This window comes from Rhodococcus sp. O3 (assembly GCF_048897285.1).
Taxonomy (GTDB): Bacteria; Actinomycetota; Actinomycetes; order Mycobacteriales; family Mycobacteriaceae; genus Rhodococcus.
Map to the genome: position 1 here is coordinate 31,288 of NZ_JBMBTE010000007.1, position 23,103 is coordinate 54,390.

At 67.4% G+C, this 23,103-nt stretch carries 25 protein-coding genes; 17 read left to right on the plus strand and 8 right to left on the minus strand.

Annotation, left to right across the window (positions count from 1 at the left end; genetic code table 11):
- Positions 1-36: 36 nt before the first annotated feature.
- Positions 37-1,137 (plus strand): alanine dehydrogenase, encoded by a 1,101-nt coding sequence (gene ald / locus ACN675_RS04065; protein WP_420749634.1) that lies wholly within the window; start codon positions 37-39, stop codon positions 1,135-1,137.
- 26 nt (positions 1,138-1,163) lie between these two features.
- Here ald and ACN675_RS04070 read toward each other — a convergent pair whose 3' ends face one another.
- The 4 genes from ACN675_RS04070 to ACN675_RS04085 form a co-directional block, all read right to left on the minus strand.
- Positions 1,164-1,610 carry a hypothetical protein gene (locus tag ACN675_RS04070; protein ID WP_420749635.1) on the minus strand — a complete coding sequence of 149 codons (447 nt, stop codon included), beginning with the start codon at positions 1,608-1,610 and terminating at the stop codon, positions 1,164-1,166.
- A gap of 100 nt (positions 1,611-1,710) precedes the next feature.
- Positions 1,711-2,805 carry an inositol-3-phosphate synthase gene (locus ACN675_RS04075; RefSeq protein ID WP_420749636.1) on the minus strand — a complete coding sequence of 365 codons (1,095 nt, stop codon included), beginning with the start codon at positions 2,803-2,805 and terminating at the stop codon, positions 1,711-1,713.
- Positions 2,798-3,352 carry a PadR family transcriptional regulator gene (locus ACN675_RS04080; protein WP_420749637.1) on the minus strand — a complete coding sequence of 185 codons (555 nt, stop codon included), beginning with the start codon at positions 3,350-3,352 and terminating at the stop codon, positions 2,798-2,800. Before ACN675_RS04080 ends, ACN675_RS04075 begins: the two co-directional genes overlap by 8 nt.
- Positions 3,353-3,552: 200 nt before the next feature.
- Positions 3,553-4,404: a DUF1707 SHOCT-like domain-containing protein gene (locus tag ACN675_RS04085; RefSeq protein ID WP_420749638.1), complete on the minus strand. Its 852-nt coding sequence runs from the start codon at positions 4,402-4,404 to the stop codon at positions 3,553-3,555.
- Positions 4,405-4,500: 96 nt separating this feature from the next.
- Between ACN675_RS04085 and ACN675_RS04090 the strand changes: the two genes are divergently transcribed.
- The 6 genes from ACN675_RS04090 to ACN675_RS04115 all read left to right on the plus strand — a co-directional run bounded on the left by ACN675_RS04090 (position 4,501) and on the right by ACN675_RS04115 (position 10,785).
- Complete coding sequence (locus tag ACN675_RS04090; protein ID WP_420749639.1) at positions 4,501-4,923, plus strand: DUF5318 family protein; 423 nt, start codon at positions 4,501-4,503, stop codon at positions 4,921-4,923.
- A gap of 488 nt (positions 4,924-5,411) precedes the next feature.
- Positions 5,412-8,015 carry a transglycosylase domain-containing protein gene (locus tag ACN675_RS04095; RefSeq protein ID WP_420749640.1) on the plus strand — a complete coding sequence of 868 codons (2,604 nt, stop codon included), beginning with the start codon at positions 5,412-5,414 and terminating at the stop codon, positions 8,013-8,015.
- Between the two features lie 10 nt (positions 8,016-8,025).
- The gene (locus ACN675_RS04100) at positions 8,026-9,633 is read left to right on the plus strand and encodes a glycosyltransferase family 87 protein (protein WP_420749641.1); all 1,608 of its coding nucleotides are present in this window, start codon (positions 8,026-8,028) and stop codon (positions 9,631-9,633) included.
- Positions 9,634-9,659: 26 nt separating this feature from the next.
- Positions 9,660-10,121 (plus strand): RNA polymerase subunit sigma-24, encoded by a 462-nt coding sequence (locus tag ACN675_RS04105; RefSeq protein WP_420749642.1) that lies wholly within the window; start codon positions 9,660-9,662, stop codon positions 10,119-10,121.
- Between the two features lie 145 nt (positions 10,122-10,266).
- A complete protein-coding gene (locus tag ACN675_RS04110; protein ID WP_420749643.1) occupies positions 10,267-10,542 on the plus strand; it encodes a response regulator transcription factor in 276 nt (91 codons plus the stop codon).
- Between the two features lie 102 nt (positions 10,543-10,644).
- Positions 10,645-10,785 carry a hypothetical protein gene (locus tag ACN675_RS04115; RefSeq protein ID WP_420749644.1) on the plus strand — a complete coding sequence of 47 codons (141 nt, stop codon included), beginning with the start codon at positions 10,645-10,647 and terminating at the stop codon, positions 10,783-10,785.
- On the opposite strand, the gene ACN675_RS04120 is transcribed toward ACN675_RS04115, so the two are convergent.
- Genes ACN675_RS04120 through ACN675_RS04130 form a run of 3 tightly spaced genes read right to left on the minus strand, consistent with a single transcriptional unit; the run spans position 10,786 to position 13,191 of the window.
- Positions 10,786-11,199 (minus strand): DUF2752 domain-containing protein, encoded by a 414-nt coding sequence (locus ACN675_RS04120; RefSeq protein WP_420749645.1) that lies wholly within the window; start codon positions 11,197-11,199, stop codon positions 10,786-10,788.
- A 22-nt stretch (positions 11,200-11,221) separates the two neighbouring features.
- On the minus strand, positions 11,222-11,824 hold the full coding sequence (locus ACN675_RS04125; RefSeq protein WP_420749646.1) for a GNAT family N-acetyltransferase: 603 nt from the start codon (positions 11,822-11,824) through the stop codon (positions 11,222-11,224).
- On the minus strand, positions 11,821-13,191 hold the full coding sequence (locus ACN675_RS04130; protein WP_420749647.1) for a hypothetical protein: 1,371 nt from the start codon (positions 13,189-13,191) through the stop codon (positions 11,821-11,823). Before ACN675_RS04130 ends, ACN675_RS04125 begins: the two co-directional genes overlap by 4 nt.
- A 130-nt stretch (positions 13,192-13,321) precedes the next feature.
- Here ACN675_RS04130 and rpsF point away from each other — a divergent pair, with 130 nt between their 5' ends.
- The 9 genes from rpsF to ACN675_RS04175 all read left to right on the plus strand — a co-directional run bounded on the left by rpsF (position 13,322) and on the right by ACN675_RS04175 (position 21,791).
- Positions 13,322-13,609: a 30S ribosomal protein S6 gene (gene rpsF, locus ACN675_RS04135; RefSeq protein ID WP_068161222.1), complete on the plus strand. Its 288-nt coding sequence runs from the start codon at positions 13,322-13,324 to the stop codon at positions 13,607-13,609.
- 64 nt (positions 13,610-13,673) lie between these two features.
- A complete protein-coding gene (locus tag ACN675_RS04140; protein WP_420749648.1) occupies positions 13,674-14,195 on the plus strand; it encodes a single-stranded DNA-binding protein in 522 nt (173 codons plus the stop codon).
- Between the two features lie 41 nt (positions 14,196-14,236).
- Complete coding sequence (gene rpsR, locus ACN675_RS04145; protein ID WP_197250689.1) at positions 14,237-14,479, plus strand: 30S ribosomal protein S18; 243 nt, start codon at positions 14,237-14,239, stop codon at positions 14,477-14,479.
- Positions 14,480-14,495: 16 nt separating this feature from the next.
- Positions 14,496-14,951, plus strand: a complete 456-nt coding sequence (gene rplI, locus ACN675_RS04150; protein ID WP_197250690.1) for a 50S ribosomal protein L9 — start codon at positions 14,496-14,498, stop codon at positions 14,949-14,951.
- A gap of 446 nt (positions 14,952-15,397) precedes the next feature.
- Positions 15,398-17,596 (plus strand): replicative DNA helicase, encoded by a 2,199-nt coding sequence (gene dnaB, locus ACN675_RS04155; protein WP_420749649.1) that lies wholly within the window; start codon positions 15,398-15,400, stop codon positions 17,594-17,596.
- Between the two features lie 368 nt (positions 17,597-17,964).
- Entirely contained in the window at positions 17,965-19,443 is a 1,479-nt protein-coding gene (locus ACN675_RS04160) for a glyceraldehyde-3-phosphate dehydrogenase (protein WP_420749650.1), read from the plus strand.
- 316 nt (positions 19,444-19,759) lie between these two features.
- Positions 19,760-20,521, plus strand: coding sequence for an alpha/beta hydrolase (locus ACN675_RS04165; RefSeq protein WP_420749651.1), 762 nt, complete (start codon positions 19,760-19,762; stop codon positions 20,519-20,521).
- 188 nt (positions 20,522-20,709) lie between these two features.
- Positions 20,710-21,189, plus strand: coding sequence for a hypothetical protein (locus ACN675_RS04170; RefSeq protein WP_420749652.1), 480 nt, complete (start codon positions 20,710-20,712; stop codon positions 21,187-21,189).
- Positions 21,190-21,341: 152 nt separating this feature from the next.
- Positions 21,342-21,791, plus strand: coding sequence for a hypothetical protein (locus ACN675_RS04175; protein ID WP_420749653.1), 450 nt, complete (start codon positions 21,342-21,344; stop codon positions 21,789-21,791).
- 46 nt (positions 21,792-21,837) lie between these two features.
- Here ACN675_RS04175 and ACN675_RS04180 read toward each other — a convergent pair whose 3' ends face one another.
- Positions 21,838-22,311: an SRPBCC family protein gene (locus tag ACN675_RS04180; protein ID WP_420749654.1), complete on the minus strand. Its 474-nt coding sequence runs from the start codon at positions 22,309-22,311 to the stop codon at positions 21,838-21,840.
- A 159-nt stretch (positions 22,312-22,470) separates the two neighbouring features.
- On the opposite strand from ACN675_RS04180, the gene ACN675_RS04185 reads away from it, so the two are divergent.
- Positions 22,471-23,082 carry a phosphoribosylanthranilate isomerase gene (locus ACN675_RS04185; RefSeq protein ID WP_420749655.1) on the plus strand — a complete coding sequence of 204 codons (612 nt, stop codon included), beginning with the start codon at positions 22,471-22,473 and terminating at the stop codon, positions 23,080-23,082.
- Positions 23,083-23,103 lie beyond the last annotated feature (21 nt).

Below are 23,103 nucleotides of genomic sequence, written 5' to 3' on the forward strand. Positions count from 1 at the left end.
GATGTCGTCGACGCGACCCCACCATCGGAGCTTCACATGCGAGTAGGTATCCCCCGCGAGATCAAGAACCACGAGTACCGGGTGGCGATCACCCCCGCCGGCGTCCACGAACTGGTCGACCGCGGCCACGAGGTGCTCATCGAGACCAACGCCGGTGTCGGTTCGTCGTTCGCCGACGCGGACTTCAAAGCCGCAGGTGCACAGATCCTTTCCGACGCCGACCAGGTCTGGGAGGGTGCCGACCTGCTGCTGAAGGTCAAGGAGCCCATCGCCGAGGAGTACTCGCGTCTGCGCCGGGACCAGGTGCTGTTCACCTATCTGCACCTCGCCGCCTCCAAGGAGTGCACCGACGCGCTCCTCGACTCGGGAACCACCTCCATCGCCTATGAAACCGTTACGGCCGCAGACGGTTCGCTGCCCCTGCTCGCGCCGATGAGCGAGGTTGCGGGCCGCCTGGCCCCGCAGGCCGGTGCGTACCACCTCATGTCCCAGGGCGGTGGCCGAGGCGTCCTGATGGGCGGTGTTCCCGGTGTGCGTCCGGCCAAGGTCGTCGTCATCGGAGCCGGTGTCTCCGGCAAGAACGCCATCGCGATCGCACACGGAATGCGCGCCGACGTCACCGTCCTCGACCTGTCCGTCGCCCGGCTCCGTGAGATCGACGCCCTGTACGGCGGCCAGGTCAAGACCGTCGTCTCGAACACGCTGGAGCTCGAGCAGGCGGTCCTCGACGCGGATCTGGTGATCGGCGCGGTCCTCGTGCCCGGTGCGAAGGCTCCGAAGCTGGTGTCCAACCACCTGGTGTCCCGGATGAAGCCGGGATCGGTGCTCGTCGACATCGCCATCGACCAGGGCGGTTGCTTCGAGGACTCGAAGCCCACGACGCACGACGAGCCGACCTACCGGGTACACGACTCGGTGTTCTACTGCGTCGCCAACATGCCGGGCGCGGTCCCCCGCACCTCCACCTTCGCGCTCACCAACGCGACGCTCCCCTATGTCGTGGCCCTCGCGGACCAGGGTTGGGAAGAAGCTGTCGCGTCGGATCCCGGGCTCGCGGAAGGCCTTTCGACGCACCGGGGGGAACTGCTGTCCGCCGAGGTGGCCGAGGCGCACGGATACACTTCTGCCCGCCTCTGATCCGACGGTGCCGCTGCTCGGTGTCGTTACGACAGCAACGCGTCGGCGGTCACCGCGATCAACGCAACCAGTGCAACCACCTTGACCACCTCCAGCGCGACGTACACATAGTGGGCGTTCGAACGAGGCAGGTCGGTGCCGGCCTCCAGCACCCGGTCCGACCGCTTCGTCAGCGCCGGCCGCACCCCGGCCACCTGGATCACCAGCACCGCGGTGGCGATCCCGAGCAGCCACCACATCGCCGTGGCGGGGGCGGTCGGTGCGGCGACGGTCGCGATCCACAGCACCACGAGGACCACCACTTCGGTGAGGTTGAGCGCCCGGAAGACCAGGCGCCCGATGCCCAGGCCGATCGGGATCGTGACGCCGGGCGCGCGGAACTTCAACGGCGCCTCGAGGAACGAGATCGCGAACACCGACCCGAGCCAGAACGCGGGTGCGATCAGTTGCAGTGCCGCCCAACAGGTGTCCATGACCGGATCTTCCTACATACGCCGACGGCGGTGGGTCGCCCGGAGAAATCCGGACCGACCCACCGCCGTCGGGTGAGATTCGAACTCAGGCCTCGATAACTCAGGCCTCGATGATGAAGGCCTCGAGCTCGGCGCGAGCCTTGTCGTCGGCCATCTGGACCGGCGGGGACTTCATCAGGTACGCCGACGCCGGGAGGATCGGGCCACCGAGGCCGCGGTCCTTGGCGATCTTCGCGGCGCGGATGGCGTCGATGATGATGCCGGCGGAGTTCGGCGAGTCCCAGACCTCGAGCTTGTACTCGAGGTTCAGCGGGGCGTCACCGAATGCGCGACCCTCGAGGCGGACGTACGCCCACTTGCGGTCGTCGAGCCACTCCACGTAGTCCGAGGGGCCGATGTGGACGTTGCGGTCGTGGACCTTGCCGGCCAGCGGGCCGTTGAGGTTCGAGGTCACGGCCTGCGTCTTGGAAACCTTCTTCGACTCCAGGCGCTCACGCTCGAGCATGTTCTTGAAGTCCATGTTGCCGCCGACGTTCAGCTGGTAGGTGCGATCCAGCACGACGCCGCGGTCCTCGAACAGCTTCGCCATCACGCGGTGGGTGATGGTCGCGCCGACCTGGCTCTTGATGTCGTCACCGACGATCGGGACACCGGCCGCCTTGAACTTCTCGGCCCACTCCGGGTCGGAAGCGATGAACACGGGCAGCGCGTTGACGAACGCGACCCCGGCGTCGATGGCGCACTGGGCGTAGAACTTGTCGGCTTCCTCGGAGCCCACCGGGAGGTAGGAGACGAGAACATCCACCTGCGCGTCCTTGAGAGCCTGGACGACGTCGACGGGCTCGGCGTCGGACAGCTCGATGGTCTGCGCGTAGTACTTGCCGATGCCGTCGAGGGTGGGGCCGCGCTGGACGGGGACGTCGAGCGGCGGGACGTCGGCGATCTTGATGGTGTTGTTCTCCGACGCCAGGATTGCCTCGGACAGGTCGAAACCGACCTTCTTGGCGTCCACGTCGAACGCGGCGACGAACTTGACGTCGCGCACGTGGTAGGAACCGAACTTCACATGCATCAGGCCGGGAACGGTGGAGCTCTCGTCCGCGTCCTTGTAGTACTGCACGCCCTGGACCAGGGACGAGGCACAGTTCCCCACGCCCACAATGGCCACGCGCACCGAGGTGTTGTTCTCACCCATGGTCGGGTTCTCCTTCTTTCTTGCTGGGTGCTGTCGACTGCTCGGCGGCGATCAGTTCGTTGAGCCAGCGGACTTCGCGTTCGCTGGATTCGAGACCGAGCTGGTGGAGCTGACGGGTGTAGCGGTCGAGAGTGCCGCTTGCCCGTCCGATTGCGTCGCGGAGCCCTTCTCTGCGCTCCTCGACCTGGCGGCGCCTGCCCTCGAGAATCCGCATCCGCGCTTCGGCGGGAGTGCGGCTGAAGAAGGCGAGGTGCACGCCGAATCCGTCGTCGGTGTAGTTCTGCGGTCCCGTGTCGGCAACCAGTTCGGTGAAACGTTCCCGACCGGCGTCCGTCAATTGGTACACGCGACGGGCCCGCCTGACGGTGCCGGGAACTCCGGAGTCCTCCTCGATGAGGCCGTCCGCCTGCATGCGGCGCAGCGTCGGATAGAGGGAACCGTAGGAGAAGGCGCGGAAGGCGCCCAGTAGTCCGGTCAGACGTTTGCGTAGCTCGTAACCGTGCATCGGGGACTCGAGAAGCAGCCCGAGGATTGCCAGTTCGAGCACAGGGGTTACCTCCTCGACTCTCCCGATCCGACAAAACCGACTTGATACGACGCGGAACTATATCGCACCGATATATACGACGATACTCCGCGCCGATAGGTTTGCCACATGCGCCGGTGGACCGGCCTGTTCGAGGCGTGCGGCAACACGGTTGGCGCCGCGGTCGTCGCACAGATCGAGCGGTCGCGCCGGCCGCGGAGTCAGCGGTATTCGCGCAGGACGGATCCGTCGAAACCGGCCTTCAGATACCCGTTTCCGAGGTCGTTGCGGTAGTCGACGTAGATGTTCGTCGTCGGCGTGCCGTCGTCCCGGACGATGACGTGGGTGACGATTCCCTCCGGCGCGCCCAGCAATCCCGGGGCCCGGGCGATCAGGTCGTCCAGGGCCGCGGCATCGACCAAGGCGGCGTCGAAATCGCGATAGCCGGGGAAACGCGGTGACGCCGGCACGTTCGTCCGCTCCCAGTCACCCTCGAACGTGTAGGGCACGATGCGGTCGGGAGCCTCGGGCAGCGCACGACCCACCGCCGCTCGTTCCGGATACAGGATGACCTCGTACGCGATGGTGTCGCCGAAACCCGCGCGGTAGCTGTCGACGACGCGCTGGAAACCGCCGGGCTGCAGCGGGCGCACCGGTTCGACGGGCTCGACCGCGTTCGATTCGGCCGGACCTGTGGGATCGGCGACTCTGTCGGCCGGCGCGACCTCGCCCGCAGGCGCTGCCGATCCGGATTCGGGAGAATCGCTCCCCTTCGACACCACGACGGCAACGGCGACCGCGACGGCTGCGGCCGCGACGACCCAGGCCGTTTTCCGGCCACGCCGCAAGGGGGCCGCGGGAGGGGCGACCTCGACGGATTCCACCGGTGGTTGCAGGTCGCGGACCAGGTCGGCGAGTTCACGCAGTGTCTTCGCGGACTGGGCCCGGGCCACGAACTCGCGGTGCTCGGATGCGTCGAGCTGACCGTCGGCGTAGGCCTGGTCCAGCCGGGCACACGTGTTCACGCGATCGATGTCGCGGGCCCGGGTCTGCGGCGTCTGTCGGGTGGACACCGGTGCAGAGTAATTCGTCCCGAACGATCGCGGGGAAACCGTCACGCAGCACACACCCCGACCACTTCGACAGGACCCGCACGTACTCTGGAACGCGTGCGAACACAGCGGCAGGTGGTGGACTACGCGTTGCAGCGACGGTCGCTGCTCGCCGAGGTCTACTCGGGACGACGAGGTGTCGCGGAAGTCTGCGACGCCAGTCCTTACCTGCTGCGTGCCGCGAAGTTCCACGGGAAGGGCAGCGAAGTCGTCTGCCCGATCTGCAGGAAAGAGCAGCTCACACTCGTTTCCTGGGTGTTCGGCGAGAAACTCGGCCAGGTGTCCGGGTCCGCCCGCACCACCGAGGAACTCGACCGCCTGGCAGCCAGCCAGGAGGCGTTCTCGGTCCACGTGGTCGAGGTGTGCCGCACCTGCAGTTGGAACCATTTGGTCCAGTCCTATGTCGTCGGCGCCGAGCCTGCGCCGCCGCGGCCGCGACGCCGGTCGACGGGGCAGAGCCGTCGCACCGCGAGCGAGTGAACGAGGACGCCCGGTCCCGTGATCGAACGCTGCCTGAACGTAACGCTGTCCGTTGAGGCCCGACGTTGTTGTCGGGTGCCCACCGGCGTGAAACGAGGACGTGTCGTACCGCGTCCGCGCAACCAGTTGGAGATGAGTACGTGAATTCCCCTGACAACGATCCACAGGTCGATCGGTCCTCCCCGCCGCGCCGGACCGGCCCTGCCGATCCGCGCCAGCAGCGGGTCCCGGGACCGGGACCGGTCGGGGGATCCGCCCAGGATCGGCCGCTGCCGCCGCAGCCCGGCCAGAGCCGGCCGTACCCTCCGCAGCCCCATCCGGGTCAGCAGGGCCAGCCGGGGCAACCCGGCCCGCGCGCCGGGGGCCCGCCGGGACCGCCGCCGATGCGGAACCCGATGCCCCGGAATCCGCAGCAGCCGCAGGGCCCCCGATATCCGCAGGGGCCTCAGCGTCCGCAAGGGCCTCAGCAGTCCCCACGGAGCGGGCCCATGCCCCAGCAGAACCCGCGCAGCGGACCGATGCCGCAGCAGAACCCGCGTAGCGGACCGATGCCCCAGCAGAACCCGCGCAGCGGACCCATGCCCCAGCAGCAGCGTCCGCAGCAGTTCGCCGGCGGCCGACCGCAGGCCGACCCGACCGTACGGATCCCGCAGGAAGGGGCCCGGCCGCAGGCCGACCCGACCGTACGGATCCCGCAGGACCAGGCCCGGCAGGCCGTGGCCGCCAACCGGCAGCCTCCGTCACGCCCCGCAGGTACTCCGCCGGGTGGACGTCCGCCGACTCCGCCTCCGACCGCTCGCGGCGGCGGCGACGGTAGCAGCGGCGGCGGTAAGGGCGGCAAGTCGTCCCGGTGGCGCACTGTCCGGCGCATCGGTTACGTGGCGGTCGCGCTGGGCCTGATCATTCCGATTCTCACGTTCATGGTCGCCTACGTCGTCCAGGACGTGCCCAGGCCCGGCGACCTCAAGACCAATCAGGTCGCCACGATCTACGCGTCCGACGGCTCGACGGTCATCACGAAGGTGATCCCGCCCGAAGGAAACCGCACCGAGGTCCGGCTCGACGAGATCCCCGAGCACGTCCGCAACGCCGTGCTCGCCGCCGAGGACCGCGACTTCTACACCAACCCGGGCTTCTCGATCACCGGCTTCGCGCGCGCGGCCCGTGACAACATCCTCGGCCGTGAGAGCGCGGGTGGTGGCTCGACCATCACCCAGCAGTACGTCAAGACCGCCCTCGTCGGGTCGGAGCGCACGCTCACCCGAAAGATGAAGGAGCTGGTGCTGTCGTCGAAGATGGCCAACCAGTGGTCGAAGGACGACATCCTCGCCGCCTATCTGAACACCATCTACTTCGGTCGCGGTGCGTACGGCATCGCCGCGGCGTCCAACGCCTACTTCGGCAAGCCGGTCGGCGCGCTGACCGTCGAGGAAGGCGCGGTGCTGGCGTCGTCGATCCAGCTGCCGTCGCTGCTGGACCCGGAGCAGAACCCGGAGGGTGCCGAGGCCCGCTGGAACTACGTGCTCGACGGCATGGTGACGGCCGGAACCCTCAATGCCCAGGATCGTGCCGGCATGAAGTACCCCGCGTACGTGCCGCTCGCCGAACTGGACAACGGCGACGAAACCTCGGGCCCCGAAGGACTCCTGAAGAACCAGGTGCTGCAGGAGCTGTCCGCGGAAGGCATCAACGAGCAGCTCCTCAACACCGAGGGCCTCGAGATCACCACGACCATCGACCCGCAGGCACAGGAAGCGGCGCTCGACGCGGTCCGCTCGACGATGGAGGGCGAACCGGAGGAACTGCGCACCGCCGTAGTGTCCGTCGACCCGCGCACCGGTGCCGTCCGCGCGTACTACGGCGGCGAGAGCGGCATCGGGTTCGACTTCGCTCAGTCCGGCCTGCAGACCGGTTCGTCGTTCAAGGTGTTCGGCCTGGCCGCGAACCTGGAGCAGGGCAAGCCCCTGTCGACGACATACGACAGCGGGCCGCTCACCGTGAACGGCATCAAGATCGGCAACGTCGAGGGTGAACAGTGCGGCCAGTGCACCATCGCCGAGGCGTTGAAGCGGTCGCTGAACACCAGCTTCTACCGGATGATGCTGTCGATGGACAACGGTCCGCAGGCCATCGCGGACATGGCGCACAAGCTCGGCATCCCCAAGGAGATCCCCGGTGTCGGGGAAACCCTCACGGAACCGGACGGCGCCGGACCGAACTACGGCATCGTCCTCGGCCAGTACCAGTCCCGTGTCCTCGACATGGCCTCCGCATACGCGACCCTTGCCGCGTCCGGCACCTACCACCAGCCGTACTTCGTGCAGAAGGTCGTCACCGCCGACGGCAGCGTGCTGCTCGACCGCGGTTCACCCACCGGTGAGAAGGTCGTCGACGACGCGGTCGCCGACAACACCACCGCCGCCATGCAGCCGATCGCCGCGTACTCCAACGGGCACGCTCTCGCGGGCGGACGTCCGTCGGCGGCGAAGACGGGCACCGCGCAGCTCGGTGACACCGGTTCCAACAAGGACGCCTGGATGGTCGGGTACACCCCGTCGTTGTCGACGGCGGTGTGGGTCGGCACCGAACAGGGCCTTCCGCTCGAGAACAGCTGGGGAGGCATGATCTACGGTTCCGGTCTGCCGTCCGACATCTGGAAGGCGACGATGGACGGTGCCCTCGACGGCACGGACGTCGAGAAGTTCCCGACTCCGGGCGCCATCGCCGGCGTGTCCGGTGTGCCCTCCTTCACCGCCGAGGTCACCGCTGTGCCGACGACCACCAAGGCCCCGGAGACGAGCCGCACGATTCCGGCGTTGCCGGAGATCCCCGAGATCACGACGCGCGACGTCGAGATCCTGCCGGGCGTGACCATTCAGCTGCCGGGGGTGGCGCAGCAACAGCCCACCACCACCCCGCAGCGGCCCGGCCGGGAAACGGAGACGACCCCGGAAGAGGACTCCCCCGGTTTCGGAACCGAGGAGGATTCGGGCGACGAGCAGGGAACGGAACCGTCCGTGGAGGAATCGGTTCCGGATCCGGGCGGACAGGCCGGTCAGCAGCAACCCGGCGGAGCAGTACCCGGCAGGTAACCTCGCCTCCGTGAGCGACAAGGAGGCGACCGGCAGGCCGGCGGGCGTGAAGACGAGGGTCGTGTCGCCGGCACCGCTCGCACCCGACCTCCGCTCGGCGGACTGGCGCGACACCCCCGGATGGAACGATCCGATGGTGTCGCGCCTGTCCACCGCCATCGGTGGGCCGGTCGGCCGGTACGCCCTGCTCGGCCGCACCCGTTTCTTCACCCCCCTGCGGGTGCTGCTGCTCCTGGCCGTGGTGTTCCTGTCCTTCGGCTGGTTCACCAAGGCCGCCTGCATCCAGCAGGCGCCGATCGGGCCGAACGGTGAACTGGGACTCGACTGGCGTGGCAACCGCCAGTACGTCGCGATGTGCTACTCGGACGTGGTGCCGTTGTACGGCGCCGAACGCCTCAACGAAGGCGCGTTCCCGTACGCGACGTCGTGGGAGGAACCCGCACCGGACGGCGGCACCCAGGTCCGCTACATGGAATACCCGGTGGTCGCCGGGCTGTACCAGTACCTGTCGATGCGGATCGCGAAGGCCTGGGATTCCGCGTCGTGGCTGCCCGGCGGCCTGCAGGTGGCCATCTACTTCAACGTTGTCGCACTCGGCTCGGCGATGGCGTGGCTCGTGACGGTGTGGGCGACCGCGCTGTCCGCCGGCCGCCGGATCTGGGATGCCGCGCTCGTCGCGGCGTCCCCGCTGGTGATCGTGCACGCGTTCACCAACTTCGACGCACTCGCCACCGCGTGCGCTGCCGGTGGTCTGCTCGCCTGGGCGCGACGCCGGCCGGTCCTGGCCGGCGTTCTCCTCGGACTCGGCGGCGCCACGAAGCTGTATCCGCTGCTGCTGCTGGGTCCGCTGTTCCTGCTGTGTCTGCGCGCGGGCAAGATGCGCGCCTTCGGCCGGACCGCGGCAGCGGCCGCGGCGGCGTGGCTGGCCGTGAACCTGCCGATCCTGCTGCTGTTCCCGCGCGGATGGGCCGAGTTCTTCCGTCTCAACACCGAACGCGGCGTCGATCCCGATTCGATCTACAACGTGGTGCGTTCCCTCACCACGTGGTCCGGGTGGGATCCGGCGACGTCGAACATGATGTCGTTGCTGTTGTTCGCGGCCGCGTGCGCGGCGATCGCGTGGCTCGCCCTTACCGCCGCGCGCCGGCCGCGGCTGGCCCAGTTGTGTTTCCTCGTGGTCGCGGCGTTCCTGCTCACCAACAAGGTGTGGAGTCCGCAGTATTCGCTGTGGCTGGTGCCGCTCGCGGTGCTCGCGCTGCCTCATCGCCGGGCGTTGCTCGCGTGGATGACGATCGATGCGCTCGTGTGGGTTCCGCGCATGTACTACTACCTCGGTCCTGCGGAGAAGGGACTGCCCGAACAGTGGTTCACGGTCACCGTCCTGATCCGGGACGTGGCGGTGCTGGCGCTGTGTGCCGCGGTGATCCGGCAGATCCGGAGACCCACCGAGGATCTCGTGCGTTACGGGTTCGTCGACGACCCGATCGGTGGGGTCGTCGATCAGGCCCCGGACGCCTTCCCGCGCTGGTGGCCGGGGGTGCTGCGCCCCCGGGACAGGCGCGAATCACCCACGAAGTCATCCGAAGGGACGACGCGGATTGTCGGTGCCTCGACCTAATCTCGACGGGGACGTGAGGAGGCGCTGTGGCTGTGAATCACCGCGGCTCGTCGGGGCAGGCGACGACCGGATCGGTTCCGTGTGAACTCGCGTGGGCTGTCGCCCGCGGCGACTCGTCCGCGATCCCGGCCTTGTTGCGTGTTCTGCACCCGCGGGTGTCGGGCTATTGCCGCGCCCGGGCCCACGACGGTGGTATCCCCTTCGTCGAAGCCGACCGTATCGCTCTCGACGCATGCCGGACCGTGCTCGCCGAACTTTCCTCCCCCACGGGCGCGAATCGGAACTTCGCGACGCTCGTCTACGAGATCGCGTCCGCTGCCGTCGATTCGGTATCCACGGACACGGCGGTGCAGCTGCGCCGGGAAGTGCTGATTCTGCGCACGATCGTCGGGCTGGATCCCGAACAGACCGCGGCGGTGCTGAGCATCAGCCCCGGCCGGGTCCGGTTGGAACAGCACGCGGCCTTGCAGTCCTTCCGCGTGGCATGAGGCCGGCGCGACGTTACATTTGCGCTCTGTGACGATTCCTTGCAGTCGTCGGACGGCCTCGTCGGCCCATAACCGTTATTATCCCGAAGATCGTTTTCGGAAAGGTCGGGGGACCTGCGGCGGTGGGCCGATCGAGGAGGATCCCGTGTCAGCTGATATTTCGTGGTCGGTTGCTGCCGTAAACCCCGAACCGACCCGCCCGGCGCTGTCCCCTCGTGAAATCGAGGTTCTCCGCGGCTGGCTCCGATCCGATTCGAAGACCGAGGTCGCCGCCGAGTTGTTCATCTCCGCCGCCACCGTCAACACGCATCTGGCCCGGATTCGGGAGAAATACGCCGCGGTGGGCCGGAATGCCGGTACCAAGGCCGCGCTCACCGCGCGGGCCCTGCAGGACGGCCTTGTCACCCTCGACGAGTTGTAAGCCGGCTACCACTCGTCGAGCGTCGTCAGACCGTCCTGCAGAGCCCGTGCCACGTGGGCGCACGGCGACGAGATCCTTGCCGGGGATGGACCGGACCGGCTGGTGCGACTGTGGACCACCGACACCTACACCGAGGCCGCGACGGACCGGGTGTGTGAGAACGCCGGATCCGCGATCACCGAGGAGGAGCGGGAACGGTTCCTTCTCGGAGTCCCCTACCGGAATCCCTGCGCCGGCCGGTGATCATATCCGGAGGGACGAGAACGGTTCCGCGGGGATGTTGCGAATCACGAACCAGCACACGACGATCGCCAACACGATCTGCGGGGCGCGCCGCCACCGGTACCACTGGGGGTAGTGCCGGTCGCGGGCGCGTCCGACGGTCCACACCGCGAACGACCACAGCAGAACCAGCACCGCGAGTACACCGACGGCGTTGTACCGCAGCGCCGACGGAACGTCGAGATGCAGAAGCGAATACAGCATGCGGGACGACCCGCAGCCCGGGCACCAGAGTCCGAACAGCGCGCGGGTGGGGCACGGCGGGATCGGTCCGCCCGGCGTGGTGGGGTCGGCCCACACCACGGCGGCGCACACGCACGCGGACAGGGCCGCCACCCCGGCGGGGGCGGCGAGCCTGCTCAGCGCGGCCTGCACGGTCGTGTCCTCGTCGGGGTTCTCAGGGTTGTGCGGAACTGTCGGCGACCCGCGCCTCGAGGCGGGCGCGGGCGAGCGGCCAGTCGTCGTCCGTCATCGCGAACAGCGCGGTGGTCCGCCAGCTTCCGTCGCGCCGGCGCCGGTGCTTGCGCAGCAGCCCCTCGAATTCGGCACCGAGTTTGGCGATCGCCCCGCGCGAGTGCGCGTTGCGTTCGTCGGTGTGCCATTCGACGCGAACCGCGCCGAGTTCCTCGAAGGCGCGGCGGAGCAACAGCAGTTTCGATTCCGCATTGACGCCGGTGCCCTGGGCCGCGCGCGACAGCCACGTGTAGCCGATGACGAGCTTCCGGTGGGCGGGGTCGATCCCGTAGTAGGAGGTGGTACCCACGACCGCGTTCGTGCGGGTGTCGACGATCGCGTACGGCAGGCGGTCGGGGTCGTCGAGCGCGGCGCGCACGAACGCTTCGGCGTCGGCGAGTTCCTCGATGATCACCGACGTCCACCGGAAGATCGCCTCGGCGTCGTCGACGGCGGCCAGCAGTCCCGGTGCATGCTCCATGGTGAGCGGCTCGAGGCGGACGCGGGTGCCTTCCAGAGTGGGTTGCCGATGCCAGGATTCGCTCATCGGGCACATCCAGCGGTCGTCATCTGCCTGGTCCTTTCGGGAGCCGGGGCGGGGGCGCGCATCCGCAGCGGTGCGCGCGCGAACACGACGAAGAGTACGACCAGCAGGATCGCGCGTCCCCACACGCCCACCTGGGTGAGCAGCATCGCCGTGGTCATGTCGCGCTGACCGGCGGTGGCCGCGAACCAGAGGAAGACGCCGACGCCGATCGCGACGTCGGCGGCGAGGTACGCGGCGACGAGCGACCACCGGACACGCACGAGCACCAGCAGGGGCAGCAACCACAGCGTGTACTGCGGGGAGTGCACCTTGTGCAGCAACAGGAACCCGCACAACATCGCCGCACCGGTCGCGATCCACGGGTACGTGCCCTCGCGCCGGTAGCGACGCCAGCCGATCGCCAGGGCCACCGCGAAGGACGCGCAGATCAGCAACGGCGACAGGACGGAGACGAGACCGTTGTAGGCGGGGGTGACCTCGGTGCCCTCGTAGCCGCCCAGCAGCGGGCGCAGTCCCCAGAACCAGATCGAGTTGCTCGTCGCATCGGCGGCGCGGTTGCTCTGGAACTCGAAGGACGCGCGCCAGCCCGGGTAGCCGAGCAGCGCGAACGGCAGGTTGACGGCGACGACGGTCGCGGCACCCGCGGCCACCACCGCCGCGGCGCCGCGCACATCGAAGCGAGCAGCCGCTCCGGTGCGGTCGGCCGGGTCCCGATCGGTGCGGTCACCACGGGTCAGGACATAGGCGACGAGTGTCAGCAGGAAGATCCCCGGATAGAGCTTCAGGCAGAAGCCGATGCCGAGCAGCACCGCGGCGATCACCCCGCGGGTACGCAGCGACCAGCGTCGTGTGGTGACGATCGCGATCGCGCCCACCGTCGTCGCGACGACGGGCAGGTCCCAGTTGTGGAACGCGTACAGCACCAGCGGGGGCGTCGCCGACCAGAGCAGCGCGGCCCAGCCGGCGAGCCGTCCCAGCATCCACGCGGTGAGCAGACCGAACGGTGCCAGCAGCATCGCCGACCAGAAAAGGAATTCCGCATCGGTGTGGGCGGGGACGGCCCCGAGCCACATCAGCACACCGCTGAGCACGGGATATTCGACGGTGCCGCCGACGAGGTGGCCGGCGGCGGTGATGTCGCCGTCGAGGAACGGGAAGCGATGCAGGTTGATGTCCCGTCCGATCCACAGTTGCTGGATGTCGGAGTAACAGACGTCGGCATCCTTGACCGATTCGAACCGCAAAGTGCGGCCGAGCTCGTCGAAACGCGGTCCGGCGCAACGTGCCTTGTTGAGGTAGCCGAGGACGAGCGTGACCGCGCACAGCAGGACGGCGACGAGCGCGGGGATCCGGGTGCTCGTGCGCATGTTCCTCACCCTAGGTGAATTTCGCTGGTCAGGGCGTGGTCATGTACCCTTCTTGGGTTGCTGACGCAACGACCCTCCTGTCACGGATCGTCCGTGACCGTTCACAGTCCATGGGAGGTGATGAGGTCTTATGCGTCATTACGAATTGATGATCATCCTGGACCCCAGCCTGGATGAGCGCACTGTCGCTCCCTCGCTGGAGACGTTCCTCAACGTGATCCGCCAGGAAGGCGGCAAGGTCGACAAGGTCGACGTGTGGGGTAAGCGTCGTCTCGCATACGAGATCGCCAAGAACAGCGAAGGCATCTACGCGGTGATCGACATCAGCGCGACGCCTGCTGCCGTTGCGGAGCTGGATCGCCAGCTCGGCCTGAACGAGTCGGTGCTCCGCACCAAGGTTCTGCGCAACGACAAGTGATCCTGTCGGCGCCTGACCGTAGGCTCGGGCGCATCAGGACTCCACACACAGCAGGAGGAACCACATGGCAGGCGACACCGTCATCACCGTGGTCGGCAATCTGACCGCCGACCCCGAACTGCGTTTCACCCCGGCGGGTGCCGCGGTCGCGAACTTCACCGTCGCGTCCACGCCCCGCGTGTTCGACCGTCAGTCCAACGAATGGAAGGACGGCGAGGCTCTGTTCCTGCGCTGCAACATCTGGCGTGAGGCAGCGGAGAACGTGGCCGAGAGCTTGACCCGTGGCTCGCGCGTGATCGTGCAGGGCCGGCTCAAGCAGCGCAGCTACGAGACGCGTGAAGGCGAGAAGCGCACTGTCGTGGAGCTCGAGGTCGACGAGATCGGCCCCTCGCTCCGCTACGCGACGGCCAAGGTCACCAAGGCCGGCCGTGGTGGCGGCGGCGGTGGCTTCGGTGGTGGTTCCTCCGCAGGATCGGGCGGCGGGCGCGCAAGCGCCGGCGCGAGCACCGGTGGCGACGACCCGTGGGGCAGCGCTCCGCAGGCCGGCTCGTTCGGTGGTCCCGGGGACGACGAGCCCCCGTTCTGATCCGACCTCGATCGGAACATCCAGAAATACGGAGAAAGACCATGCCTAAGGCGCCTGCGCGCGACAAGGTTTTGAAGAAGAAGGTCTGCACCTTCTGCAAGGAAAAGAACGTGCAGATCGACTACAAGGACACGACGCTGCTGCGTAAGTACGTCAGCGACCGCGGCAAGATCCGCGCTCGCCGCGTCACCGGCAACTGCGTGCAGCACCAGCGTGACATCGCTGTTGCTGTGAAGAACTCTCGTGAGGTCGCCCTGCTTCCTTACGTTTCGACGGCTCGCTGAGGAAAGGGAGGAACCGATGAAGCTCATTCTGACTGCTGACGTGGACAACCTCGGTGCGCCTGGCGACACCGTCGAGGTCAAGGACGGCTACGGCCGCAACTACCTGCTGCCCCGCGGCCTGGCGATCGTCGCCACCCGTGGCGCCCAGAAGCAGGTCGAGGGCATCCGTCGTGCCCAGGAAGCGCGCGCTGTGCGCGGCCTGGATCACGCCAAGGAGCTCAAGGAGACCATCGAGGGTCTCGAGAGCGTCTCGCTGAGCGTCAAGACCGCCGGCGACTCGGGCAAGCTGTTCGGCTCGGTCACCGCCGCCGACGTTGCCGGTGCCATCAAGGCTGCCGGTGGCCCGGTCGTCGACAAGCGCATCATCGAGCTGCCCAAGGCTCACATCAAGGCGACCGGCAAGCACGCCGTCGTCGTGAAGCTGCACCCGGACGTCACCGCGAAGTTCACCCTGAACGTCGTCGGCGCCTGATTCCGGCTCCCGAAGAGCCCCACGCACTTGGTGCGTGGGGCTCTTCGCCGTCTATCCACAAGCCTGTGGATAGACGGGCTTCGATGTGACCTACGGCATATCGTTTCCGGAACGAAGCAGCGAACACGCCCGGTGTGCGACACGCCGAAATCGTCGTTGTGCACAGCTGTGAAAAGCGATTTTGGGCAGCTGACCTGGGTGTATCCCAAGTGTGAGATGCGTTGTCCCCAGTTTTTCCACAGGAGGTGCACAAGCGTGTCCTCCCCTTTCCACAATTCATCCACAGATATGTGCACAACCCGATTTGGATCGGCGCGCCGGACTCCCTAACGTCGAGCGCGCCTGCACGCTGAATGTCGGTGGGGGCGAGTAGAACGTGTGTACGGACATACGCGTCGACCACGCCCTACCGAACGTGGAACGCGGATGGGGAAGGATGGCATCGCGTGGCTGTTGTGGACGATCGAGGCCATTCCGACTACAACGAACCCCCGGAAGAACCGGGCGGCGACTTCGGTCGGCAGCCTCCGCAGGACATGGTCGCGGAGCAGTCGGTACTCGGCGGCATGCTGCTCAGCAAGGACGCCATCGCCGACGTCCTCGAGGTGCTGCGTCCCGGCGACTTCTACCGGCCGGCCCACCAGGTCGTCTACGACTCGATCCTCGACCTCTACAGCCGCGGTGAACCGGCCGACCCGGTCACCGTGTCCGCCGAACTGGACCGCCGCGGCGAACTCAAGCGCATCGGCGGCGCCGCCTATCTGGTGACGCTGACCCAGACGGTGCCCACTGCCGCCAACGCCGGCTACTACGCCGAGATCGTCGCCGAGAAGGCCGTGCTGCGCCGCCTCGTCGAGGCGGGCACCCGCATCGTCCAGTACGGCTACGCCGGCGCCGAAGGCCAGGACGTCGCCGAGGTCGTCGACCGCGCCCAGGCCGAGATCTTCGACGTCGCCGAGCGTCGTACCACCGAGGACTTCGTTCCCCTCGAGGAACTGCTGCAGCCGACGATGGACGAGATCGACTCCATCGCCAGCCGCGGCGGCATCTCCCTCGGTGTCCCCACCGGTTTCGCCGAGCTCGACGAACTCACCAACGGCCTGCACGCCGGTCAGATGATCATCGTCGCCGCGCGCCCCGGTGTCGGTAAGGCTCTCGCGCTCGACACTCCCCTGCCCACCCCCACCGGGTGGATCACGATGGGCGAGGTCGCGGTGGGCGATCTGCTGCTCGACGCCCACGGCGCCCCGACACGCGTCGTTGCCGCGACGCCGGTCATGACCGGACGCCCCTGCTACGAGATCGAATTCTCCGACGGCACCGTCGTCGTCGCCGACGAACAGCACCAGTGGCGCACGGTCGCGGGGATCCGCACCACCGGCGAGCTGGCCGCGACAGTCGACCAGGGGCACATCGTCGCCAACAGCGCGGCGCTGCAGTTGCCCGCCGCGGACCTGCCGGTCGCGCCGTTCACGCTCGGCGCGTGGCTCGGTGGGCCGTCCGAGGACCCGGACCTGCACATGCGGATGGAGGGTGACGGCGACTTCGCCGAGGAGCTGATGACGCTCGGCGCCCACATCCCCGAGGCCTATCTGCGTGCCTCGGAACGGCAGCGTCGCGACCTGCTCGCCGGAGTCCTCGACGCCGGGGCCACCGTCGACGACGACGGCACCGTCCGATTCGAGAGCGAATGCCCGCGTCTGCTCGAGGACGTCGCCGAACTGCTCGCCGGCCTCGGCTACACCCGCACCCTCGCCTCCGGCTCGGTGTCCTTCCTCGCCGACGACGACGTGTTCGTGCTGCCCAGCAAGGCCCTGCAGCACAAGGAGAATCGTCGCGCCGTCGCACAGGAACGCCGCATCGTCGCGGTGCGACCCGTCGCGTCGGTGCCGGTGCGGTGCGTCGAGGTCGACGGCGAGCACCTGTACCTGGCGGGCCGGTCGATGGTCCCCACCCACAATTCGACGCTCAGCATGGACTTCATGCGCTCGTGCTCGATCAAGCACGGCATGGCGTCGGTCATCTTCTCCCTGGAGATGGGCAAGACGGAGATCGTCATGCGTCTGCTCTCCGCCGAGGCGAAAATCAAGCTCGGCGACATGCGGTCCGGCCGCATGACCGACGACGACTGGACGCGCCTGGCCCGCCGCATGAGCGAGATCAGCGAGGCCCCGCTGTTCATCGACGACTCCCCCAACCTGACGATGATGGAGATCCGCGCAAAGGCGCGGCGGCTCAAGCAGAAGCACGACATCCGACTCATCGTCATCGACTACCTGCAGCTGATGTCGTCCGGCAAGAAGGTCGAGTCGCGTCAGCAGGAAGTCTCCGAATTCTCGCGTAGCCTCAAGCTTCTCGCGAAGGAACTCGAGGTTCCGGTCGTCGCGGTGTGTCAGCTCAACCGTGGCCCCGAGCAGCGAACCGACAAGAAGCCGCAGGTCTCGGACCTTCGTGAGTCCGGATCGCTCGAGCAGGACGCCGACATGGTGATCCTGCTGCACCGCCCCGACGCGTTCGAACGCGACGACCCGCGTGGCGGCGAGGCGGACCTCATCGTGGGCAAGCACCGTAACGGTCCGACGGCCACGATCACGGTCGCGCACCAGCTGCACCTGTCGCGGTTCGTGGACATGGCGCGAGGCTGATCCGGCGGGCGACGCTTCCTCTCTCTTCGGATGGGCCTCAGGTATCCGCGGCGGGCTCAGTCATCCTCCCCGACGATCGTCGCAGCGGATGACTGACGGCCCCGCGGATACTTGGGGGCGTCGAACGGCAGCGGGCTCTCCGTGGCCGACTTTCCCGTGAGACGACCAGGCCCGTGCGGGTCGGTTTCGGCTACCCAGCGTCGGCCTGAAAAAGCTCTCTCTTATGCTTGTGCTGCGCACGCCGAAATCGGCGTCGGTCGCGAACTGGTCCACCGATTCAGAACGCTGACCGGTGAGTGACGTGCGTCTCGTCCGGGTGACACCCAACCTGTGACGGGTGGGACGAGCCGGAAAGGCAGAGGAGCGCAGTGAGCACCCCGGAATTGGCACATTGGAACTCCGAAGAGGCTCTTGCGGAAGCAATGATCCCGATCATCGGCGGCCTGCACCGCCGGCACTCGGTCACGATCTTGCTTCACAGCCGCTCCCTCGTGAACAAGTCGGTCATCGACATTCTGCGGACCCATCGTTTCGCGCGGCAGATCCGCGGTGACGAGCTGTCCGTCGAGGAGACCTTCCCGTTCCTCGAGGCGCTGACCGACCTCGACCTGCGGCCGTCGAAGATCGACCTCGGCCTCCTGGTGACGGCGTACCACGCCGAGGGCGCCGGACGACCGATCCCCGAGTTCGTCGCCGAGAGCCTCGCCGACCTGGTCGGTGGCGGCCAGACGCACACTCCGAAGCCGCAGGACGTGGTCCTGTACGGGTTCGGGCGGATCGGTCGCCTCGTCGCCCGTCTGCTCATCGAGAAGGCCGGCTCGGGCAACGGCCTGAACCTGCGCGCCGTGGTGGTCCGCAAGGGTGGCGGTGACGACCTGACCAAGCGCGCCTCGCTGCTGCGCCGCGACTCCGTCCACGGGCAGTTCAACGGCACGATCAAGGTCGACACCGAGAACAACACCCTGATCGCCAACGGCAACGTCATCAAGTTCATCTACAGCAACGATCCGGCGAGCGTCGACTACACCGAGTACGGCATCGACAACGCCATCCTGATCGACAACACCGGGATCTGGCGCGACCGTGACGGGCTGTCGAAGCACCTCCGCCCCGGTATCGCCAAGGTGGTGCTCACCGCACCGGGCAAGGGCGACCTGCCCAACATCGTGCACGGTGTCAACCACCGCAGCATCGACCCGGACGAGAAGATCGTCTCGTGTGCGTCCTGCACCACCAACGCCATCGTCCCGCCGCTGAAGACCATGGACGACAAGTTCGGCGTCCTCCGCGGCCACGTCGAGACCGTGCACTCGTTCACCAACGACCAGAACCTGCTGGACAACTACCACAAGGCCGACCGCCGTGGCCGTTCCGCGCCGTTCAACCTGGTGCTCACCGAGACCGGTGCCGCTTCGGCGGTCGCGAAGGCCCTGCCCGAGCTCAAGGCCAAGATCACCGGCAACTCGATCCGCGTCCCCACGCCGGATGTGTCCGTCGCCATCCTGCACCTGCAGCTGAACCGTGAGACCACCAAGGAAGAGGTGCTCGAGCACCTCCGCCAGGAGTCGCTCACCGGTGCGCTGAGCCGGAACCTCGACTACACGGCTGCCACCGACGCCGTGTCCAGCGACTTCATCGGTTCGCGCGCGGCGTGCATCGTCGACGCGAACGCTGCGATCGTCGACGGCGACACCGCCATCCTCTACGTCTGGTACGACAACGAGTTCGGCTACTCCTGCCAGGTGGTGCGTACCGTCCAGTACCTCTCGGGCGTGGAGTACCCGGTCTACCCGGTGACGGACGGTGCTGTCGTGGAGCAGGTCGACCTGCCTGCCGCTACGCGCTGACATCGCCCCCGGCGGAGCACCTCCGCCGATCTGCTCCTGAAGTGGTGGTTGGTGTACGGAAATATCCGTGCACCGACCACCACTTCGGTGCATTTGGGGACCGCCGCTGCTCAGCCTGGTTGGTGTGCGGGCAGAAAAATGAATGGACGGGCTTCGGCTCGGATTGATAGCGTGCGCCCGACCGTGACTTCACGCGAGGAGGTGAGACCCATGAACGCAACAACCATGTGGGTGCTCCCACTCGTGTTCGCGGTCGGGTGATCGAAGCAGGTATCGCCGGGAGCGCCTGAACAAGGCAATCCCGAAAGGCTGCATCGTGCAATTCACCTCCGAGACATCGTCGAACGGTGTCATCGAACGTCGATTCACCCTGGGTGAGATCACCGGCGTCCTCTGGACGCCCGCCTCCGGAGCCGCAGGCGCACCGCTGCTGCTGTCCGGGCACTCCGGCGGCATGCACAAGAAGGCACCGGGACTGGTGGCCGGCGCACTCCACGGCGTGACCGCTCACGGGTTCACCGTCGCCGCCATCGACGCGCCAGGCCACGGTGACCGGCCACGAAACGTTGAGGATCAACGGTGGGTCGAGGCCATCCATTCGGCGCGCACGGAAGGCAAGCCGATCGCTCCGATCGTCGCCGAGTACAACATGTCGCTGGCGGAGCGTGCGGTGCCGGAATGGCAGGCGACCCTCGACGCGCTACAGGCCCTACCCGAGATCGGCGACGAGGCGCCGATCGGCTACGGCGGCATGAACCTGGGCGTGGTAACCGGGGTGATGTGGGCGGCGGTCGAACCCCGGATCGCTGCCCTCGGCTTCGGTGGAGTCTTCGTGAACGAGGCTCTGATCGAGGCGGCAAGGAAGGTCACCACCCCGGTCGAGTGCCGAATTCCATGGGACGAGAAGGAATTCGACAACGCATCCGGAGTCGCGTTGTTCGATGCCTTCGCCTCGAAGGAGAAGGCGCTGCACGCCTATACCGGCAGACGCACCCCGGAATACGAGCGCGACAGCTCGGCGCGGTTCTTCGCCCATCATCTCGGCCGCGCTGCCGACGCGGGCTTCGAGCTGACGTGACCGGTATCGGCGTCCGGTTCCGTGCCGGGCGCCGATACCTGCCGTCCCCCGATCGTCCTGGTCGGGAGCAGCATGAGGCGTCGCGATCCGGTCCCTCTTTCGCGATGTGTTCAGCAGTGGTGTGCTGGACAGGTCATCACCCGGCCTCCGGGGCGGGAGCGGATCACTCAATCATCGAGGAACACGCCATGACCACGATCCACCTCCACCAGACGACCACAGCGACACCCGAGCAGTTCATTGCGGGCCTCACCGACTTCGGGCCCGGTCGCAAGGAGCTCTTCGGCAACAGCACGGACAACTATCTCGAGGTGCACCACCAAGGCCCTCACGACGCCGATGTCACCGAGGGCTCGAGCGGAATCTGGGAACGCCTGCACTACGACTGGAGCGACCCTCACCACGTCGTGTTGACGACCACCGATTCGAATCTGTGGGGCGGAGCTTCGAGCCACACCTACACCCTGACGCCGCAGCCCACCGGAAAGACCGATGTGGACGTGGTTGTGGTCCGCGACGGCAAGAACCTCAAGGGGAAGGTTCTCGCGGGAGTGCTCGGAGTCGTCGGAACCCGCTTGCTGGGAAAGCAATTCGAGAAGTCCGTGGAGGCCATCGAAGCTCGCAACCACGGCGCGGGTGGGCAGGACCCGCAGGGGACAGAAGGGTGATGTGAAGGGACGCCAGACATCGATTGTCGCTCAACAACTTCGATATCCTGGCGGATCGAGACCGGCATTGTTTTCGATATTCGGCCGCAATATCGACAACAACACCGGTTTCGTCGAGACGTAGATGAGGAATTCACGAGGGGATGGAACCGATGGCGTCGAACACCGGTGACGAAACGAGCTTCACCGACGCAGAGCGCGCCGCGATGAAGCAGCGCGCTGCCGAACTCCGCGAGCAGGGCCGTAGCGGCAAGGGCGCCGCGAAACGGGAGCGCGAGGCGCAGGCGTGCGTCGACGCGATCGCCGCGCTGATCGGCGCCGACAAACAGATCGCCGAGCGTCTCCACGCGATCGTGACCGAGGAGGCTCCTCACCTCGACCCGAAGGCCTGGTACGGCTTCCCGTCGTATGCCCGCGACGGCAAGGTCGTCGTCTTCTACCAACCGGCGTCGAAGTTCGACACCCGGTACGGAACGGTCGGTTTCAACGAGGATGCTCTCCTCGACGACGGATCGTTCTGGCCCACGGCTTTCGCGGTGCTCGAGGTGAACGACGAGATCGAGCAGCGGCTGCGGGAACTCGTGCGCAAGGCCGCGGGATAGGGCACTCCGCCCTTCACGAGGTCGCCACGGTGATGTGCAGTATCGGTCATCTTGCAGTGGAGCGTTTCTGGTCTTTCGGCGTACGCCCGGCGGCGCTCGCGATCGCGAGGAGGTCCTTGCGGAGCGCGCGGGCAAGCAGTGGTGCGAGCACCGGCAGCAGAACTCGGGCCGCCGGTGTGTTGGGTTCGATTCTCCAGCGATAGGACAATCGGGTGTCCGGTCCTTCGGGACCGAAGACCATCTCGTAGGTGCCCCCGAAGAGACCGCCGAGCACGGCGTTGACGGTTCTGTGCGGTCGGTCGTAGACGGCGTAGTCGGAGATGCTGCGGATCGTGATGGGACCGACGCGGAACGCCATCGTGTACCTCGGTGTCCCGTCCGCGCGCATCTCGTAGTCCTCGACCGCGACGATGGAGGGAGACAACTCCACGAACCGTTGCAGCCGGTTGCCGAAGACGAGGTCCCAGGTCTGTTCCGGGCCGAGCCGGAACAGTGCATCGGAGTGGATGATTCGACTCATGGTTCTTTCCTCCCACGTCGCTCGGCGATTCGGTGGTTGTCATTCAGCGTGCGTCACCGGGCGCAGCCTCGATACCCCCCGCGTGAGGGATAGGTTCCCGCCGCGGCCGGCGTCTGCAATATCGTCGATGAGAAGGCACACGAGGGCGAGAGGTATGCGGTGACGTTCATCAAGATGTGTGGGTTGCGCGACGAGGCGACGGTGGAGCTGGCCGTCGAACTCGGGGTCGACGCGGTCGGCTTCGTTTTCGCCCAGAGCCCCCGCCGCGTGTCCGTCGAGCAGGCGGCGCGCCTGCGGGCGACAGTTCCCGCAGGAGTCCTCGCGGTCGGGGTGTACGTGAAGATGCCGCTCGACGAGGTCGTCGCGACCGCGAAAGCCGCGAATATCGATCATGTTCAGGTGCACGACCTGCGGTCCGCGGACGACGTGCGGATGCTGCACGACGCAGGGCTGACGGTGATCCGCGCCGTGAACACCGGCGGTGCCGAGGCGCTCGACGAGGACTTCGGCGCCGATCTCCTGTTGGTCGACGGTACGGTCGCCGGTGCCGGCGTCACGTGGGACTGGCAGGACCGCAGCGGCCTGCCGCAGGGCCGGTGGATCCTCGCCGGCGGGCTGAACCCGGGCAATGTGGCCCGCGCGGTCGAGACGTCGGGTGCGTGGGGTGTGGACGTGTCCAGCGGCATCGAGTCGAGCCGCGGCGTCAAGGACCCGGAACTGATGAGGGCGTTCGCCGACGCGGTGCGCGGGATCGGCCGGGCAGGGACGTAGCTAACCGCCGAGCGAGAAGAC